The organism is Kitasatospora sp. NPDC051853, from assembly GCF_044452665.1.
GTDB lineage: Bacteria > Actinomycetota > Actinomycetes > Streptomycetales > Streptomycetaceae > Kitasatospora.
On record NZ_JBITBY010000015.1, the window covers coordinates 74,929 to 92,331 of the forward strand.

16 protein-coding genes are annotated in these 17,403 nt (G+C 74.2%); 8 read left to right on the forward strand and 8 right to left on the reverse strand.

Annotated features, from left to right (window positions below):
• The first annotated feature begins 37 nt into the window (after window positions 1–37).
• Together ACIA8O_RS34280 and ACIA8O_RS34285 are read left to right on the forward strand one after the other, a co-directional pair.
• Window positions 38–1,000, forward strand: coding sequence for a hypothetical protein (locus tag ACIA8O_RS34280; RefSeq protein ID WP_396297933.1), 963 nt, complete (start codon window positions 38–40; stop codon window positions 998–1,000).
• Window positions 1,001–1,600: 600 nt separating this feature from the next.
• Window positions 1,601–2,845: a C40 family peptidase gene (locus ACIA8O_RS34285; protein WP_396297934.1), complete on the forward strand. Its 1,245-nt coding sequence runs from the start codon at window positions 1,601–1,603 to the stop codon at window positions 2,843–2,845.
• A 15-nt stretch (window positions 2,846–2,860) separates the two neighbouring features.
• Here ACIA8O_RS34285 and ACIA8O_RS34290 read toward each other — a convergent pair whose 3' ends face one another.
• Window positions 2,861–3,688 carry a thioesterase family protein gene (locus ACIA8O_RS34290; protein WP_396297935.1) on the reverse strand — a complete coding sequence of 276 codons (828 nt, stop codon included), beginning with the start codon at window positions 3,686–3,688 and terminating at the stop codon, window positions 2,861–2,863.
• A gap of 284 nt (window positions 3,689–3,972) precedes the next feature.
• On the opposite strand from ACIA8O_RS34290, the gene ACIA8O_RS34295 reads away from it, so the two are divergent.
• Complete coding sequence (locus tag ACIA8O_RS34295; RefSeq protein ID WP_396297936.1) at window positions 3,973–4,602, forward strand: TetR/AcrR family transcriptional regulator; 630 nt, start codon at window positions 3,973–3,975, stop codon at window positions 4,600–4,602.
• 17 nt (window positions 4,603–4,619) lie between these two features.
• Here the strand turns inward: ACIA8O_RS34295 and ACIA8O_RS34300 are convergent, their stop codons facing one another.
• Together ACIA8O_RS34300 and ACIA8O_RS34305 are read right to left on the reverse strand one after the other, a co-directional pair.
• Window positions 4,620–5,174 (reverse strand): SMI1/KNR4 family protein, encoded by a 555-nt coding sequence (locus ACIA8O_RS34300; protein ID WP_396297937.1) that lies wholly within the window; start codon window positions 5,172–5,174, stop codon window positions 4,620–4,622.
• 94 nt (window positions 5,175–5,268) lie between these two features.
• Window positions 5,269–6,798, reverse strand: a complete 1,530-nt coding sequence (locus ACIA8O_RS34305; RefSeq protein ID WP_396297938.1) for a helix-turn-helix domain-containing protein — start codon at window positions 6,796–6,798, stop codon at window positions 5,269–5,271.
• A gap of 132 nt (window positions 6,799–6,930) precedes the next feature.
• Between ACIA8O_RS34305 and ACIA8O_RS34310 the strand changes: the two genes are divergently transcribed.
• A complete protein-coding gene (locus ACIA8O_RS34310) occupies window positions 6,931–8,199 on the forward strand; it encodes a GNAT family N-acetyltransferase (RefSeq protein ID WP_396297939.1) in 1,269 nt (422 codons plus the stop codon).
• Window positions 8,200–8,224: 25 nt separating this feature from the next.
• Here ACIA8O_RS34310 and ACIA8O_RS34315 read toward each other — a convergent pair whose 3' ends face one another.
• The 3 genes from ACIA8O_RS34315 to ACIA8O_RS34325 are packed head-to-tail and all read right to left on the reverse strand — an operon-like array spanning window position 8,225 to window position 9,909.
• Window positions 8,225–8,995 carry a TetR family transcriptional regulator gene (locus tag ACIA8O_RS34315; RefSeq protein WP_396297940.1) on the reverse strand — a complete coding sequence of 257 codons (771 nt, stop codon included), beginning with the start codon at window positions 8,993–8,995 and terminating at the stop codon, window positions 8,225–8,227.
• 11 nt (window positions 8,996–9,006) lie between these two features.
• Entirely contained in the window at window positions 9,007–9,489 is a 483-nt protein-coding gene (locus ACIA8O_RS34320; RefSeq protein WP_396297941.1) for a thiol-disulfide oxidoreductase DCC family protein, read from the reverse strand.
• 15 nt (window positions 9,490–9,504) lie between these two features.
• Window positions 9,505–9,909 carry a hypothetical protein gene (locus tag ACIA8O_RS34325; protein ID WP_396297942.1) on the reverse strand — a complete coding sequence of 135 codons (405 nt, stop codon included), beginning with the start codon at window positions 9,907–9,909 and terminating at the stop codon, window positions 9,505–9,507.
• A 106-nt stretch (window positions 9,910–10,015) separates the two neighbouring features.
• On the opposite strand from ACIA8O_RS34325, the gene ACIA8O_RS34330 reads away from it, so the two are divergent.
• Complete coding sequence (locus ACIA8O_RS34330) at window positions 10,016–10,522, forward strand: GNAT family N-acetyltransferase (RefSeq protein WP_396297943.1); 507 nt, start codon at window positions 10,016–10,018, stop codon at window positions 10,520–10,522.
• A gap of 194 nt (window positions 10,523–10,716) precedes the next feature.
• Here the strand turns inward: ACIA8O_RS34330 and ACIA8O_RS34335 are convergent, their stop codons facing one another.
• Window positions 10,717–11,973 carry an MFS transporter gene (locus ACIA8O_RS34335; protein WP_396297944.1) on the reverse strand — a complete coding sequence of 419 codons (1,257 nt, stop codon included), beginning with the start codon at window positions 11,971–11,973 and terminating at the stop codon, window positions 10,717–10,719.
• Window positions 11,974–12,098: 125 nt separating this feature from the next.
• Between ACIA8O_RS34335 and ACIA8O_RS34340 the strand changes: the two genes are divergently transcribed.
• On the forward strand, window positions 12,099–13,100 hold the full coding sequence (locus tag ACIA8O_RS34340) for a LysR family transcriptional regulator (protein ID WP_396297945.1): 1,002 nt from the start codon (window positions 12,099–12,101) through the stop codon (window positions 13,098–13,100).
• Here ACIA8O_RS34340 and ACIA8O_RS34345 read toward each other — a convergent pair.
• Window positions 13,087–13,701: a YceI family protein gene (locus tag ACIA8O_RS34345; protein ID WP_396297946.1), complete on the reverse strand. Its 615-nt coding sequence runs from the start codon at window positions 13,699–13,701 to the stop codon at window positions 13,087–13,089. The genes ACIA8O_RS34340 and ACIA8O_RS34345 overlap by 14 nt on opposite strands.
• 299 nt (window positions 13,702–14,000) lie before the next feature.
• Here ACIA8O_RS34345 and ACIA8O_RS34350 point away from each other — a divergent pair, with 299 nt between their 5' ends.
• Both ACIA8O_RS34350 and ACIA8O_RS34355 read left to right on the forward strand, forming a co-directional pair.
• Window positions 14,001–17,153 (forward strand): DEAD/DEAH box helicase, encoded by a 3,153-nt coding sequence (locus ACIA8O_RS34350; RefSeq protein ID WP_396297947.1) that lies wholly within the window; start codon window positions 14,001–14,003, stop codon window positions 17,151–17,153.
• Window positions 17,150–17,377: a hypothetical protein gene (locus ACIA8O_RS34355; RefSeq protein ID WP_396297948.1), complete on the forward strand. Its 228-nt coding sequence runs from the start codon at window positions 17,150–17,152 to the stop codon at window positions 17,375–17,377. The genes ACIA8O_RS34350 and ACIA8O_RS34355 overlap by 4 nt, the downstream gene beginning before the upstream one ends.
• The last annotated feature ends 26 nt before the right edge of the window (window positions 17,378–17,403 follow it).

The following is a 17,403-nucleotide window of genomic DNA, read 5'->3' on the forward strand; positions in this document are numbered from 1 at the left end:
CGGGTGCGGCGAAGCAGAGGACGAAGAGGTACGGCACGTGATCGAAGACCTGTTGGACGGTTACCGGACCCACATCGTGGCCGCCCACAAACAGCCGCTGTTCCTGCTGCTGGTGGGCTTCATCTCCTCCTTCGTCTTCATCCGCTTCAGCGTCCGGATGATCCGGGCCAAGGTGCGCTGGTGGCCGGGCAACATCACGCCCGGCGGCCTGCACATCCACCACATGGTCTTCGGCCTGGGCTTCCTGCTGCTGGGCGGCATCGGGGTCTTCGCCACCAGCGGCGGGCACCCGTGGATCGACTGGTTCGGCCTCTGCTTCGGGATCGGCTGCGGGCTGGTGCTGGACGAGTTCGCGCTGATCCTGCACCTGGACGACGTCTACTGGAGCGAGCAGGGGCGCAAGTCCGTGGACGCGGTGATCATCGGCATCCTGGTCACCGGGCTGCTGCTGATCGGCTACGTCCCGCTGGGGGTCGTCCCGGGGGAGGACACCAGGTGGGGCCTGGTCGCCGTCATCTCCTTCAACGCGCTGGCCTCGATCGTCGCCCTCTTCAAGGGGAAGCTGTGGACCGGCCTGCTCGGCATCATGGTGCCCGGCATCTCCTGGGTGGGCGCCGTCCGGCTGGCCCGCCCCAGCAGCCCCTGGGCACGCTGGCGGTACGAGCGCCGCCCGCGCCGCAAGGCGCGCGCCCTCCGGCGCGAACGACGGCTGCACGCCCGGGCGGACCGCGCACGCACCTGGCTGTTCGACCTGATCGCGGGCGCCCCCGACAAGGTCCCCGCCAACCACCCCGCCGCCCACCGCGTCGCCGAACGCATGGCCGCCTCCGCCACCGCCCACCTCGACGCCCACGCCGCCCGCTCCCTGGCCCGCCGCCACGCCCGCCTCGCCGACCGCAGCCCCACCCCCCGCGCGACCACCCCCGACCGCCGCACCCCCGCCGCCCGCCGCCGCCGCACCGTCCACGCCGGCCGCCCCCGCCCCTACGCCCGCCGCTGATCGTCACCCTTCCGCCGCAAAGACCTGACCCCCCGTCAAGCGCCCCGCAGCCCGCCGGCGCCGCACCGTCCGCACCTCAGACGGACCCGCCCCGTCATCGCTCCCGGGGCGATGCCGCTTCGGCGTTCCGCTCCCGCAGTCCGGCCGTACGGACGCACTCCGTCGTCCCTCCCGGAGCCCGCCGCGGACGAGGCCGCCCCGGTGCCCCGTTCCCGCCGTCCGGCCGTGCCCGCCGCAGGCGGCTCCACCTTCGCCTTCCCCCGGAGCCCGCCGCAGGCGATGCTGCTTCGGTGTTCCGCTCCCGCTGTTTGGCCGTGCGGACGTACTCCGTCGTCCCTCCCGGAGCCCGCCGCGGACGATGCCGTCCCGGTGTTCCGTTCCCGCCGTCCGACCCGGCTCGCCGCAGGCGGCCCCGCCTCCGCCGTCCCCCGGAGCCCGCCGCAGGCGACCCCGCGGGCGACAATCCGACATCTCACCCGGACGGCGGCGTGGGGTATGGCCCTGAGTCTCCGTCAAGTCTGAGACTATGACCGACAGTGACTGATTTGTCACCTGATGGGATAGTTGGCTGATCGTCAGACGGCGTAGGAGGGCACCCCCGTGACCCGAAGAATCCTCCCCACCCTCCTCCTGACCCTGGCCGGCCTGCTCGGGCTCCTCCCCGCCGCAGTGGCCGCCCCCGACCCCTACCCGTCCACCGAGGACATCGCCGCCGCCCAGGCCGACGAGGCCGCCGTCCAGGCGGACACCACCGCCATCGAGGCCAGCCTCACCGCCGCCCAGCACGACCTCGACCGGGCCGGCCGCGAGGCCGAACAGGCCGTCGAGGCATACAACGGCGCCCAGGCCCACCTCAAGCGGGCCCGTACCGAGGCCGCCACCCGCGCCACCCAGGCGGCCGCCGCCGAGGCGGCCCGCGCGGAGGCCGCCGAGACCGCCGCCGCCCTCGCCGCCGAGACCTACCGCCAGGGCGGCGCGGGCCCCCAACTCTCCGCCATCGACGCCCTGCTGGGCGCCCACGGCCCGGCCGCCGCGGGCCGTCAGGCGGCTGCCGTCGGCGTGATCGGCTCCACCACCAAGGCCATCCTGGACGCGGCCACCTCCACCGCCGCCGAGGCGTCCCGCACCGCCGAGGCGGCCCGCGCCGCCGAGGAGGACGCGGTCCGCGCCGCCGAGGCCGTCCGCCTCGCCAAGGAGGCGGCCCAGGTCCGCCTGGCCACCCAGCAGACCCAGGTCACCGAGATCACCGCCCGCCGCGAACAGCTCCTCGCCGCCCTGGCCGCCGCCCGCAACACCACCCTCGAACTCGAACGCCAACGCCGCGAGGCCCTGGAGGCCATCGCTGCCCAGCAGGCCGCCGAGGCCGCCCGCCTCGCCGAGGAGGCCGCCGCCCGCGAAGCCGCCGCAGCCGCCACGGCCGCCTCGTCCGCCCCCTCGACCTCCTCCGACGGCTACGCGTCGGCCGACACCCCGTGGTCCGCCGGCGGCGCGGCCGCCGCCATCGCCTTCGCCCGTTCCAAGATCGGCCTCCCCTACATCTGGGGCGGCGAGGGCCCGGCCGGCTACGACTGCTCGGGGCTGACCATGATGGCCTGGCGCCGCGGCGGCAAGTCGCTCACCCACTTCGCCGCCGACCAGTACGCCGAGTCCACCCCCGTCTCCTACGCCCAACTCCGCCCGGGCGACCTGGTCTTCTGGACCGACACCGGCCGCGCCCGCGACATCCACCACGTCGCCATCTACATCGGCGACGACCAGATGATCGAGGCCCCCCGCCCCGGCACCGTCATCAAGCAGGCCAGCCTCTGGATCATGGGCCGCCCCGACTTCTACGGCCGCCCCTGACCGCCCGTCAGCCCGTCAGCGGTGCGCGGGCACCCGGGGGCGGATGGTGACCATCTGCTCGACCCGGCCGACCGGGCCGGTGCTGTCGTGGAGGGCCGAGCTGGTGATCCCGAGGCCGTCCGGGCCGAACACCACGCTGGTCTCGAAGCCGAGCCACTCGTCGACGGGCTGCCGGTGGAGGTGGATGGTGAGGTCCACGTTGGGGTAGTGCCACTCGGCGGGCGAGGCGCGGATCGCCAGTCCGTTCGCGGTGTCGACCATCGCCAGCCAGGACGCCAGGGTGCTCGCCCGCTCGCCCTCGACCAGGCCGATCCTGCTCCGGGTCCACGACCGCGAGCTCCCGGGCACGGCGTCCGCCGCGCGCCGGATGTCCAGGGAGGCGACGAACCCGCCGCCGAACAGTTCGGTGAGGTCCCACGCGGGCACGGTGGCCGGTGCGGGCAGGGGCGCCGGCCCGCCGCCCGCGACCGCGACGGTGTCGGTCACCGCGAGCCGCCAGGCCCGCGCGATGACCGCGGTGCGGCCGTGCTGGGCGACCCGCGCCTCGACCAGGCTGATCGTCCGTCCGGGCCGCAGGACCTCGACGGTGACCTCGAACGGATCGAGCGTCAGCACCCCGAGGATGTCCAGGGCGATCCTCGCCACCTGCAGGCCGTCCGGGGCGACCGTGCGCTCGATCTCGTGGACCAGCAGCCCGGTCATGGGGGATATGTGCTGCTCGGCGGCCGACCACCCGCCCGTGGTGTGCTCGGTCGGGACGAAGTGGGTGGGCACGTCGAGGCGGCGGTAGTACGCGCCGCGGGCCGGTGCGGTGGGAGCCGGTGCGGTGCGGTCGGCGCTCATCCGACGGCTCCCGGGTGCTGGTGGGCCTGCATGGCTGGACGTCCCCCTCGCTCGCGACCGGCCGCGGGCGGCCCGCGACCCTACCTGCCCGACGGTAGGTTCGGCGTGGAGCGAAAGTCATCCGAGCGGTCGAGTTTTCGGCCGCCTGGTCAGCTGCCCGTACGGGCGGGCGGAAAACCGGGGCCCCGGGGCGCTGGCGGTAGGGTGTGCGGACGCGCCACCGGCCCCGCCGGTCCGGCCGAGCGCCGGCCGCGGCGCGGCTCGGGAGCCAGGAGGGGAACGGGGTGAGCGGCACCACGGACACGTCGGACGGACGGGGCTCCGGCCGGGTCGAGCGCAGGCGCGACCGCCGCAAGGCGGAGATCGTCCGGACGGCGACCGGGATCCTCGCCGAGGCCGGTTACCAGGGCATGAGCCTCGAAGGCGTGGCGGAGAAGACCGACATCGCGAAGGCCACGCTCTACCACTACTTCTCCTCCAAGGACGAGCTGGTCGCCGCCGCGCTGGAGTCGCTCACCCAGGAGGTGCTCCACCGCCTGGCCGAGCGCGAGGCGAAGGCGGGCCGGGCCGGTGCCGGAGAGCTGCTGGCGGCCCTGGTCGACGAGCAGGTGCTCATCCTCACCGAGACCGCCCCCGAGGTCGCGGCCGCCTTCTCCTGGCCCCGGGTCTGGCCGGAGGCCTTCGAGGAGCTCATGAAGGACATGCGCCGCCGGCACGACGCCGTCTTCCGACGCGTCGTCGAACGGGGGCTGGCCGAGGGCGAGTTCACCTGCGAGAACGTCAACGTCGCCCTGCAGTGCCTGCACGGGGTCCTCAACCAGTCCGCGGTCTGGATCCGCCCCGGCGGCCGTCCGGGCGAGCGCGAGGAGGCACGCGCGGCGGTCGTCGCCTGCGCGCTGCGGCTGTTCGTCTGACCTGCGGGACGCGCCGGTCAGCCCAGGGCCCCGTCCTCCTCGGTCCAGCCCGTCCCGAAGACCAGGTCCTCGAAGTCCGGGAACTCCCGCCCGGCCTGCTCGATCACGATCGCCCCCGGCCGCCGCGGCCCGGGGGCGAACCGCTGTGCGACGGCGGTCAGTTCGGCGTGCGGCCGCCCCGGCCGCGGGTGGCCCTCCGCGTGCTCGGCCGCCTCCCGCGGCCCGAAGCCGTCCGCCAGCAGCCACAGGAAGTCCCCCGAGTCCCGCGCCACCACGACGGCCTCCCCCTCCGACCCGAGGAACACCACCGGCTGGTCCTCCACCGGCCGCCCGGGCCTGGTCACCCACACCGCCCCGTACCCGCCCGACCCGTCCGCCCCGAAGACCAGGAACTCGGCCCCGTCCCGCTCCGCGTGCCCGCTCCACCGCCGGAACCACCCGGTGGTCTCCTCCACCGGCAGGAACGACGCGAACGCCTCGAAGTCGACCCCGTCCCCGCCGTCGTACACGAACGGCACGCCCAGGGCGGCGGCCAGCCCCGCCGGAAAGCCCCGGCCCTCAGAGATCGTCATGCCCCGGAGGCTAGCCACCGCCTAGGACAGGCCGTCAATCCCCACCGGAGGACCGGGGCGCTCCACCGGCGTCACCGTGCCGCCCGTTCCGCCGTCAGATGTCGCGGAAGGTCTCGATGTTGGCGCCGATCGAGTTGAGGCGGGCGGCCAGGTCCTCGTAGCCGCGGTTGATGACGTAGACGTTGCGCAGCACCGAGGTGCCCTCCGCCGCGAGCATGGCGAGGAGCAGGACCACGGCCGGCCGCAGGGCGGGCGGGCAGACGGTCTCGGTGGCGCGCCAGCGGGTCGGGCCCTGGACCAGCACCCGGTGCGGGTCGAGCAGGGTGACGTCGGCGTTGAGGCGGGTGAGGTCGGTCAGGTAGATGGCCCGGTTGTCGTAGACCCAGTCGTTGATGTGGGTGGTGCCGTGGGCGGCGGCGGCGATCACCGCGAAGAAGGGGACGTTGTCGATGTTGATGCCGGGGAAGGGCATCGGGTGGATCTTGTCGACGGGGGCGGTGAGCTTGGACGGACGGACCGTCAGGTCGACCAGGCGGGTGCGGCCGTTGGCGGCGGGGTACTCGGGGGTGCGGTCGTAGTCGAGGCCCATCTGCTCCAGGACGGCGAGCTCGATCTCCAGGAACTCGATCGGCACCCGGCGGATGGTCAGCTCGGAGGAGGTGACCACGGCCGCGGCCAGCAGGCTCATCGCCTCGACCGGGTCCTCGGCCGGGGCGTAGTCGACGTCACAGGTGATGTCGGGCTGCCCGTGCACGGTGAGGGTGGTGGTGCCGATGCCCTCGATCTTCACGCCCAGCTGCTCCAGGAAGAAGCAGAGGTCCTGGACCATGTAGTTGGGGCTGGCGTTGCGGATCACGGTCACGCCGTCGTGCCGGGCGGCGGCCATCAGGGCGTTCTCGGTGACGGTGTCCCCGCGCTCGGTCAGCACGATCGCCCGCCCGGGCGAGACGCCGGGCTCGACGTGGGCGTGGTAGCTGCCGTCGGTCGCGGCGACCTCCAGGCCGAACTGCCGCAGTGCGCCGAGGTGCGGCTGCACGGTACGGGTGCCCAGGTCGCAGCCGCCGGCGTAGGGGATGCGGAAGCGCTCGGCGCGGTGCATCAGCGGGCCGAGCAGCATCAGCACGCTGCGGGTGCGCACCGCCGCGGCCTCGTCCATGGCGTCGAGGGCGAGTTCGGTGGGCGGGGTGAGCTCCAGGTCACGGCCGTCGTTGACCCAGCGGGCCTTGACGCCGATGGAGGAGAGCACCTCGAGGATGCGGTAGACCTCCTCGATCCGGGCGACCTGGCGGAGCGTGGTGCGGCCGGTGGTGAGCAGCGAGGCGCAGAGCAGGGCGACGCTGGCGTTCTTGCTGCTGCGGACCTCGATGGCGCCGCTCAACTGCCGTCCGCCGTCGACCCGCAGGTGCATCGGGCCGGCGTAGCCGAGCGAGACGATCTCGCTGTCCAGGGCCTCGCCGATCCGGGCGACCATCTCCAGCGTCAGGTTCTGCTGGCCCTTCTCCATCCGGTTGACCGCGCTCTGGCTGGTGCCGAGCGCCTCCGCGAGCTGGCCCTGGGTCTTGCCCTTGTGCTCGCGGGCGGTGCGGATGAGACCGCCGATGCGCTTGAGGTAGTCGTCGCTCATTCGCCAGACGATATCTCATATATGAGATGAGGGAAGCCATGGAGTCCCCTTCGTCCTTCCTGGGAGCGGCCTGGGAGCCGCCTGGGGGAAATACGGATGCCGAGGCCTGACGGTGCGTCGTACGGTGACGGAATGGGCAACGACGGACCTGGCGACCAGGTCGAGATCCGCTACATCACCGAGGACGAACTCCCGGCCTGGGAGCGCGCGCTGGCCCGGGGCTTCCTGCGGCCCCACCTGGGGGAGGGCGGAGAGTTCCGCCGCCTCCAGTTCGAGCCGAACCGCCTCCAGGGCGCGTTCGACCCCTTCGACCCGGACCGCTGCGTGGCCACCTTCCGCAGCTTCGACACCGAGCTGACCGTCCCGGGCGGCGCCACCGTGCGGGCCGACGCGGTCTCCGCCGTGACGGTCACCTCCACCCACACCAGGCGCGGCCTGCTCAGCCGGATGATGGCCGCCGACCTGGCCGACGCCAGGGCCCGGGGCTGCGCGGTCGCCATCCTGCTGGCGGCCGAGTACGCCATCTACGGCCGCTTCGGCTTCGGCCCGGCCTCCCGGATCGAGGGCCTGAGGATCGACACCTCCGGCAGCGGGGGCCTGCGGGACGACCTGCCGGTGACCGCCGGCCGGGTGGACTTCGCCTCGATGGAGGAACTCCGCAAGATCGGGCCGGAGTTCTACGATCGCTGGCGGCTCACCCAGCCCGGGGCGATCGAGCGCAAGCCGTACCGGTGGAAGATGTACACCGGCGAGCTCCCCGCGCCCGGCTTCGACTGGAAGGAGCCGTTCGCCGCCGTCCACCGGGACGGGAACGGCGCCGTCACGGGCATCGCCACCTACCGGGTGGACGACAACTGGGACGGCGGGCTGCCCAAGTGCACCCTCACCGTCGACGACTTCATCGCCCTGGACACCACCGCCGCCCTCGCGCTCTGGCGCCTGGTCTTCTCGGTGGACTGGGTGCGCACCGTCGTGGTCGAGAACCTCGGGGCCGACGACCCGCTGCCGCTCTGGCTCAAGGACCCGCGGCACGCCCTGCCCGGCGAGGAGTACGGGGACGCCACCTGGCTCCGGGTGCTGGACGTCCCGGCCGCCTTCGGCGCCCGCACCTACGCCGCCCCCGGCCGGCTGGTGCTGGAGGTCACCGACCGGCAGGGGTACGCCGAGGGCCGCTGGGCGCTGACCGTCGCCGAGGACGGCACCGGCCGGGTCGAGCTGACCGACGAGCCGGCCGAACTCGCGCTGGACGTGGCCGAGTTGGGCGCCCTCTACCTGGGCTCCGAGTCCGCCTCCCGGCGGGCCCTGGCCGGCCTGGTCACCGAGCTGCGCCCCGGCGCCGCGGCCAAGGCCGACCTGCTGCTCCGCACCCCGCTCCGGGCCTGGAACCCGGAGCCGTTCTGACGGACCGTCATCCGGTGGGCGTGGTTCAGGACTTCTGGGTCCGGCCGATGGTCGGCAGGATGAAGTCCTGGATCAGCCCCTTGGCGTCCCGGACGATCGGGCGGAACACCCGGTACCGGGAGAGCGTCAGCAGCTTGGCCGCGAACGGGGTCGAGCGGCGGACGAACTCCCGGGTCCGCTCGGTGTCCTCGGTGCGGTCGAAGACCCAGTACAGCACCACGACCATCAGGTGCAGCCAGAGCAGGTCCGGCAGCAGCTCGGCCAGCTCGGCGTCCAGCTTGCTGTTCAGCTCCGACCCGTCGAGCACGTCCCGGAACAGCTGCACCGCGGTGGCCCGGGCCGGGTGCGACTCGTTGGAGAACGGGCTCAGCGAGCTGTTCGGGTCGGCGGCGGTCCGGAAGAACTGCGAGGCGAACTCGTGGTACGGCGCCGCGGTGTCCAGCCAGGACTCCAGGGCGATCTGGAGCCGGTCCGCGAACTCCTTGTGCCCCTCCATCCGGGCCTTGGCGTCGGCCGCGTGGTCGTAGGTCATCAGGTCGTAGAAGCCCTGGATCAGGAACTCCTTCGACTCGAAGTAGTAGTACGCGTTCCCGACCGAGACCCCGGCCTCCGAGGCGATCGCCCGCATGGTGGTCTTGTCGTAGCCGCGCTCCTTGAACAGCCGCATCGCGGTGTCCAGGATCAGCGCCCGGGTCTGTTCGCTCTTCCCGGTCTTGGGGAGGGCGCGACCGCCAGGAAGCTCGGTGGCCTGCTCGGCGGTGCGGTTGTCGCTCTCGTGCTGGTTCGGCTGCTCCACGCTGGTTGAGCCTACCCGGACGGCGTGGCCGGCATCGGACATGAGCCGTCGTCACAGACCGGACCGCCCGGTGGCCACGCCCCGGCCCCCTCCTCCGGCCCGGCCGGGACCCCGGCGCCGGTCGCCCGGCGGTACGCGCTGACGGCGAACACGGCGGCCCGTGCCAGCGGCAGCCCGGCGGGCGAGCTCAGCGAGACGGCCAGCGGCCGGTGCTCGGTCAGCGCCCAGAGCGCGGTGACGAAGGCCGGGGCGCCGCGCCAGACCTCCCCGGTGTCGGCGACCACCGTCAGCTCCCCGAGCGAGGCGTCGTGGTCCAGGGTCGGGAACTTCTGCCGGGCGGTGTGCGAGCCGACCGGCACCAGCTCCAGCGGCACCAGCTTCGGCTGGCCGCGCAGCCAGGCCGCGAGATGACGGCAGAGCGAGCAGTCCGGATCGTGCAGCACGGTGAGCCAGCGGATGGACGCTCCGGCGTGCGTGTCGGTCGTGGTGGTCACGTCCTCCTCCGCCCGTCAGGCCGGGTGCGGGGCGACGAAGCCCTGCGGGGCGACCGGCGGGCGCTGCTGCTTCTCCAGCGAACCCCGGCGGCGGATCCGGTTGAGCACGTACACGTTGCCCAGGTGCATCACGCCCAACAGCAGGAGCACGGTGCCGAGCTTGTAGGAGAGCGCCTCGAAGACGCCGGCGGCGCTCACCACCTGGCTGTCGCTGCGCATCCAGAGGGCGACGAAGCCGAGGTTGATCAGGTAGAAGCCGACCACCAGGAGGTGGTTGACGGCGTCCGCCAGCCGGTCGTCGCCGGCGAAGACGTCGGAGAGGAAGAGGCGGCCGTTGCGGCTGAGGGTACGGGCGACCCAGAAGGTCACGCCGCTGGCGACGGGCAGGTAGACGGCGTAGCTGATGACCGTGAGGTCCATGGGACCGCTCCTTTTCGAACGTGTTCAAAACCTTCTGGCATGACTGTAGAGCCATTCCTGAACATGTTCAAGATGAGGGTGGGGCGTGCTGTGGCAGGCTCTCGGCATGGACCAGACGCTCATCCGCCCCGGCACCCCCGCCGACGCCCACGCGGTCGCCGCCCTGCACAGCGCCAGCTGGCGCACCGCCTACGCCGGCATCGTCCCGGCCGAGGCCCTCGGCGACGGCCTGGCGGAGGAACGGCGGGAGATCTGGGACCTACGGCTCACCGCCGACTACGGCTCCCCGGCCGACACCCCGCACCTGCTGGTCGCGGAACGCGGGGGAGAAGTCGTCGGCTTCGCCTACCTGGTGCCGCAGCCCGACGGCCGCGTCCTGCTCGACAACCTCCACGTCCGCCCCGGACTCACGGGCGGCGGGATCGGCGCCCGCCTGCTCGACGCCTGCCGCGCCCACTGCCGCGACGTCCCCCTCTACCTGGAGGTCCTCCGGGGCAACACCCGCGCCGTCGCCTTCTACGAACGCGAGGGCGCCACCCGCACCGACACCCGCACCGGCTGGTTCCCGGGCGGCCACCGCCTCCCCGAGTACGAGTACACCTTCCAGCCGTGAGGGCGGACGTGGTCACCCCGGGGGCGCGGGGAACTGCGCGAGTCCGGAAGGCGGCCCAGCGCTAGATCGGGGCAGGCGAGCCAGTTGCAGGTGTTGCCGTTCCCCCGCGCGCAGTTCCCCGCGCCCCCAGAGGCGTAGCCAAATCCCCGGTAGGAGCCAGATGGTCACCCCAGGGGTGCGAATCGGAAGGCGGCTCAGTATGAGGTCGGGGCAGGTGAGCCAGGTGCACGCGTTGCCGTTCCCCCGCAAGCCGCTCCCCGCGCCAGCCGCCGATACCCGGCGGCCGTGACCGCGAGGGCCAGGAACGCCGCCCCCGCCGTGATCAGGTAGCCGGTCCCCGGTGCGGCGTGCTGCGCGACCGCCCCGCCGCCCGCCGCCCCGGCCGAGATGCCGACCAGGATGCCGGCCACCGCGATGCCCATGCCCTCGTTCAGCTGGCCCGGCGGCAGGACTTCCTGGACCAGCGTCATGCCCGTCACCATCGTCGGTGCCACCGCCACCCCGACCGCGAAGAGCGCCGGCCCGAGCAGCGCGAGCCCGCCCCCGCTCCGCCCGACCGCCAGCGGCAGGAGTGCCAGCACGGCCAGTACCCCCACCCCCGCCACCAGCCGAGTGGCCACCCCGATCCGTCCCCGCACCAGCCCGAACGCCAGCCCCGAGAGCCCGGACCCGGCCGCCACCAGCCCCAGCAGCCACCCCGCCGAGCCCTGCTGCCCGAGTGCGTCCGCGTACGCGACCGTGGTGACCTCCATCGACCCGAACAGCACCCCGCTCGCGGCGAACACCGCCACCAGCAGCCACAGCCGCCCCACCCGCAACGCCCCGGCCTGACCCTCCGTCGCCTCCCGCTCCCGCCGCACGGGAGGCTCCGTCCGCCGCTGCGCCGCGAACAGCAGCACGCCGAAGCCGCCCAGCACCGACCCCACCAGCAGTCCGGCTTCCGGGAAGAGCGAGGTGCACAGTGCCGTCCCGAGCACCGGCCCGGCCATGAAGCAGACCTCGTCGAGCGCCTGCTCCAGCGCGTTCGCGGTGTGCCGAGCCTCGGGGTCGTCCGCGTAGAGGTGGGCCCAGCGAGCCCGGGCCATGCCGCCGAGGTTGGGCAGCACCGAGGCCAGGGGGTGGCAGGCGAAGAGCGTCCAGGCGGGGGCGCCGTAGTGGGCGCAGAGCAGCAGTCCGGCCATCGGCCCGGCGCCGGCCAGCACGCAGCGCACCGACACCCGCGCCTGTCCGTACCGGTCGACCATCCGCCCGAGCAGCGGCATCCCGACCGCCACCGCCACCACCCCGGCGGCCGAGACCGCCCCGGCCAGCGCGTACGAGCCCTGCCGGGCGGCCACCATCAGCACCACCGAGACCCCGGTCATCGCGAAGGAGAGCCGCGCCAGCAGGGCGCTCAGCGTGAAGGCGAGCGCGCCGGGCGCGGCGAACAGGCGGCGGTACGAGGCGAACACGGAACTCCTGGGCAGGCGTCGGCGGAGGGGGAGTGACACCCACCCTGACGACCTGTCACGGCCCGGTCCAACACCTGTTCGGCGCGATTGACGCATCCACGTTGTCAATCGGCTAGGGTGCCCGGATGCCCCGTGATCTCCACCCCAGGCTGCTGCGCGGCTTCGTGGCCACCGCCGAGACCCTGCACTTCGGCCGGGCCGCCGAGCGGCTGCACCTGGCGCAGCAGGCGCTCAGCCGGGACGTCCGCGCGCTGGAGGAGGCGCTCGGGCGGCGGCTCTTCGACCGGACCACCCGGAGTGTGCGGCTCACCCCGGAGGGGGAGCGGATGCTGCCGAAGGTGCGTGAACTCCTGGCGCTGCAAGACGAGTTGCTGGACGGTCCGGACGTCCGGCGGCCGTTGCTGGTGGACCTGGGCAACGACGTCGACGGGGACGACCTGACCGCCGTCCGGGTCCTGGCGGCGGCCCGGGAGGCCTGCCCGGGGCAGGAGCTGCTGGCCCGCTTCCACGGCGGACTGGCCGCCGCCGCGGGGGAGTTGCTGGCGTACCGGCTGGACGCCTCGTTCGGGCGGTACGCCGGTCTGCCGTCCGGCGTCCGGGCCGGGTTGGCCCAACTGCCCGTGAGGTTGGAGGAGATGGCGGTGGTGCTGCCGCTCTCGCACCCGTTGGCCGGGCTGGAGCGGGTGCCGCTGGCGGCGCTGGCCGGGCATCCGGTGGACGTCTGCGCGGGCAATCCCACCACCACCGAGTGGACCGATCTCGGCCGCCGGCTGCTGGACGCCTTCGGCCTGGTGGCCGCCGCTCCGCGCACGCCGCCGGTCGGGGTGGACGAGGTGGGCCACTACCTGGCGCGGCACGGCGAGGCCATGCTCACCACGACGGGCGGCCCCGGGATACCCGGGGCCGTGACCCTGCCGTTGGTCGATCCGGTACCGCTCTCCCTGGTCAGCCTGGTGCACCGGCCGGGGGAGCGTCATCCGGCACTGCGGGCCCTGCGCGAGGCGGCCGGACGGCTCGGTGCGCGCGAGGGCTGGCTGCGCCGTCCGGCGGGCGGTTGGCTGCCCGCCGAGGACGCCGCGCTGCTCGGAGGGGACTCCGGGATCAGCCCTGCCTTCAGCCCTGCTTGACGGCGGAGATGTCGAAGCTGAGCTTGACCTTCTCGCCGATCAGCACGCCACCGGTCTCCAGGGCGGCGTTGTAGCTCAGGCCCCAGTCGGTGCGGTCCACCGTGGTCGAGCCCTCGAAGCCGACCCGCTGGGCGCCGTACACGTCGGTGGCGCTGCCGGTGTACTCCAGGTCGAGCACGACCGGGCGGGTGGTGTCCTTGATGGTCAGCTCGCCGGTCATCCGGTACGAGTCGCCGTCCAGCCGCTCGGCGGAGGTGGAGCGGAAGGTGATCGCCGGGAAGGTCTCGGCGGCGAAGAAGTCGCCGGTGCGCAGGTGCTCGTCGCGCTGGCCGTTGCCGGTGTCGATGCTGGCGACCTTGATGGTCAGCTCGGCGACGGAGTTCTCCGGGGTGGTGCCGTCGAGCTTGAGCAGGCCCTCGTGCTCGGTGAACTGGCCGCGGACGTTGGTCACCATGGCGTGGCGCACGGCGAACCCGATCCGGCTGTGCGAGGCGTCGATCGCGTAGTCGCCGGTGAGGTGGGCGAGGTCCGGGCCGGCCGGGCGCTCGGCGACGGCGGTGGTGGTGGTCGCGGCGGTCTTGTTGCGGTTGAAGATGCCCATGGCTGCTGCTCCTCGGGTGCGAAGCCAGTTGTTGAGGCTTCAACTTGTTGATGGCTCCACCGTAGACCCATTTCGTTCAAAGTTCAACCACAAGCCGGACGGTCTACTTCGAACGCCGCAGGAGAGGCCCCCAGGCCGTGCCCCGCCCTCGTCCCGCCTGCGTCTCATCAGGCCTGGCCCCGTACGGCTCTGCCCCGCCCCACCTCGCCCGCCCCTGTCCGCCTGCTTCTCGCACTGTCCGACGGCCCCTCTAGGGTGGGAGGCCGAGGGTTTCCCGTGGCCAGGAGGTGTGTGCGCCGGTGTACGCGCTGCACGCGTTCTGGCGGGCCGACGGGCAGCTGGCGCTCTGGGCCGAGGACGCCCGGGCCTTCGCCGCCGCCCGCTCGCCGGTCGTCCGCCGGGGCCCGTCCGCGGCCGCGCACCCCTACGCCTGCCCCGCCGCCGAGGTGGCCCGGCTGCTGGCCGCGCTGGGCCCCGGCGCGGGCTGGCTGGCCGGGCAGGCGCCCGAGCGGTGGGGTACGCTCCGGCTGCCCGGGCTCGGCGGGGCGCCCACGCCCTCGCCGCAGCTCCCCGTCGGCGTCATCGGCCAGGGCGTCTCGCTCGCCGACTGGCGGGTGCCCGTCCTGCTCTTCCCGCCGTCCGCCGCCGCCCAGCTGCTCGGTGAGCTCTTCGACCCGCACGGGGCCGCCGCCACCCTCCAACTCCCGGGCGCGGACGGCCCGGTGGAGCTCGCCTACGGCGCTTCGCTCCGCTGGCTCACCGCCGTCCACGACCTCGCCTGGCGGATGGCCGGCCGGGGGCGCGTCCTCCCCGTCCTGCGCGACCGGGACGGCCGTCCGCACGCCCACTGGCAGCCCGCGCCCGACCGGGCCGCCCGGGCGGAGGCCGTGGCGCTGGCCCGGGGCTGCCCGCCGATCGCCCTCGCGGAGGTCCCGTCCGGCGTGCCGGAGGCCCAGCCCTTCGCCGAGGGGGCGGCGGACGCGCTGGTCGCCGAGCTGCTCGACGTGCTGACCGACCGTGAGGTGCGGGTGGCCCTGGAGGGCGCGCCCGTCCCCGCGGGGGAGGGTGCGGCAGCCGTCTGGCTGGCCGCCCTCCACGCCCCCGACGGCGGCCTCGCCGGGTCCGACCGGCTCCCGGTGTCCGAACTGGACGACCTGCGGGAGAAGGTGGCGCGCTGGTACGCGGGTGGGCCGTCCCCGGACCGTACGCTCCGGCTCTGCTTCCGCCTCTCCGAACCGCTCGGCCCTGGCGACGGCGACCCCGAGGGGCGGCCCGACGAGGACGACTGGCGGCTCGACTTCCTGCTCCAGGCCGTGGACCGGCCCTCCCTCCTGCTCCCCGCCGCCGAGCTCTGGTCGGACGGCCCGGCCGCCGCCGCACTGGTCCGCCAAGTGGCCGACGCGGCGGAGCAGTTCGCCGTCGAGCTGCACCGTGCCGCACTCCGCCGCCCGGAGCTGCGCCCCGCCCTGTCCGGCTCCCGCCCGACCGCCCTGCGGCTCGGCCGGGAGGAGGCCCTCGGGTTCCTCCGGGACGCGGCGCCCGCCCTGGCCGAGGCCGGGTTCGGTGTCCTGCTGCCCACCTGGTGGCAGCGCCGTCCGCGCCTCGGACTCGCCCTCACGGCCGCCCGCGTCACCCCGCCGGGCACGGTGAAGCGCGAGGCCCAGGTGGACCGGGACTCCGTGGTGGACTTCCGCTGGCAGGTGGCACTCGGTGAAGTCGCCCTCACGGAGCAGGAGTTGGCCGACCTCGGGGCGGCCCAGCAGGGGCTGGTCCGGCTGCGCGGCCGCTGGGTGGAGGTGGACGCCGGGCAGATCGCCACCGCGCTGCGCTTCCTGGAGCGGCACGGCACCGGCACCATCGGCACCCCCGAGCTGCTCCGCCTGGCCCTCGACCCCTCCGCCACCGCCGGCGGCCTGCCGGTCACCGCCGTCACGGCCACCGGGCCGCTCGGCGAACTGCTCGCGGGCCGCGCCGTGGACACCGCCGCCCCGCCGCTGCCGCCCGACTTCGGCGCGACCCTCCGGCCGTACCAGACAAGGGGGTTGGCCTGGCTGCACACCCTGGCCCGGCTCGGCCTGGGCGGGGTGCTGGCCGACGACATGGGCCTCGGCAAGACCGTGCAGACACTGGCCCTGCTCGCCGCCGAGCACCACGCCGGGGTCACCGGTCCCACCCTGCTGGTCTGCCCGATGTCCCTGGTGGGCAACTGGCAGCGGGAGGCGGCCCGGTTCGCCCCGATGCTCCGGGTGCACGTCCACCACGGCACCGAGCGCGCCGCCGACAGTGCCGCCGCGCTGCCCGCGGCCGACCTGGTGATCACCACCTACGGCGTGCTCCAGCGTGACGCCGGCCTGCTCCGCGGCGTCCGCTGGCGCCGGGTGGTCGCCGACGAGGCGCAGCACGTCAAGAACGCCGCCACCGCCCAGTCCAGGGCGCTCCGTTCGGTCCCCGCCGCCGTGCACCGGATCGCCCTCACCGGCACGCCGGTGGAGAACCGGCTGGCCGAGCTGCACACCGTGCTGGACTTCGCCAACCCCGGCCTCTTCGGCAGCGCCGAGACCTTCCGCGAACGCTTCGGCCTGCCGGTCGAGCAGCACGGCAGCGCGGCGGCGGGGGAGCGGCTCCGGCGGCTGACCGGGCCGTTCGTGCTGCGCCGCCGCAAGTCCGACCCGGCGGTGGCCGTCGAACTGCCCGCCAAGCAGGAGATCGCCGTCCGCTGCCACCTGACGGCCGAACAGGCCGGGCTCTACCAGGCCGTGGTGGCCGAACTGCTGCACCGCCTTCAGGGCATCCGGGGCGTGGAGCGGAAGGGCGCCGTGCTGGCCGCGATCGGACGGCTCAAGCAGGTCTGCAACCACCCGGCCCAACTCCTGCACGACCGTTCGCCGTTGGGCGACCGCTCGGGCAAGGTGGCCCGGCTGGAGGAGCTGCTCACCGAGGCGCTGGCGGAGGGCGACCGGGCGCTGGTCTTCACCCAGTACGCCGAGTTCGGGCGGCGGCTCCAGCCCCACCTGGCCCAGCGGCTCGGCACCGAGGTGCTCTACCTGCACGGCGGCGTGCCCCGCCACCGCCGGGAGGAGATGGTGGCCCGCTTCCAGGCGCAGGAGCCGGACGGCCCCCGGGTCTTCCTGCTCTCGCTCCGCGCGGGCGGCACCGGCCTCAACCTCACCGCCGCCAACCAGGTGATCCACCTGGACCGTTGGTGGAACCCCGCGGTCGAGGATCAGGCCACCGACCGGGTCCACCGGATCGGCCAGCACCGGGCCGTCCAGGTCCGCCGGCTGGTCTGCGCCGGCACCGTCGAGGAGCGGATCGGCGAACTCATCGAAGCCAAGCGCTCGTTGGCCGAGCAGGCGGTCGCCGCCGAGGAGCGCTGGCTCACCGAACTCGACCCGGCCGCCCTGCGCGACCTGGTCACCCTCGCCACCGAGGCCCTGGAGGAGCGGACGTGACGGACGCTCAGCCGGTCCCCGACCACTTCTGGGACGGCTCCTTCACCCTCGGGGCGGCACCCGACCCCGCCCCGGCCCCCGACGCGGAGGAGGACGGGACGGAGCCCGGGACGGCGCTCGACGCCCTCGGCCCGTCCGGCATCCGGCTCGGCGGGCGCGACCTCGCGGCGGTGCTGACCACCGCCTACCGCAGGATGACCGGCGCGGAGCCAGGCGTCCGATAGAGTGCAACCTCCCCCGTGGTCATGGT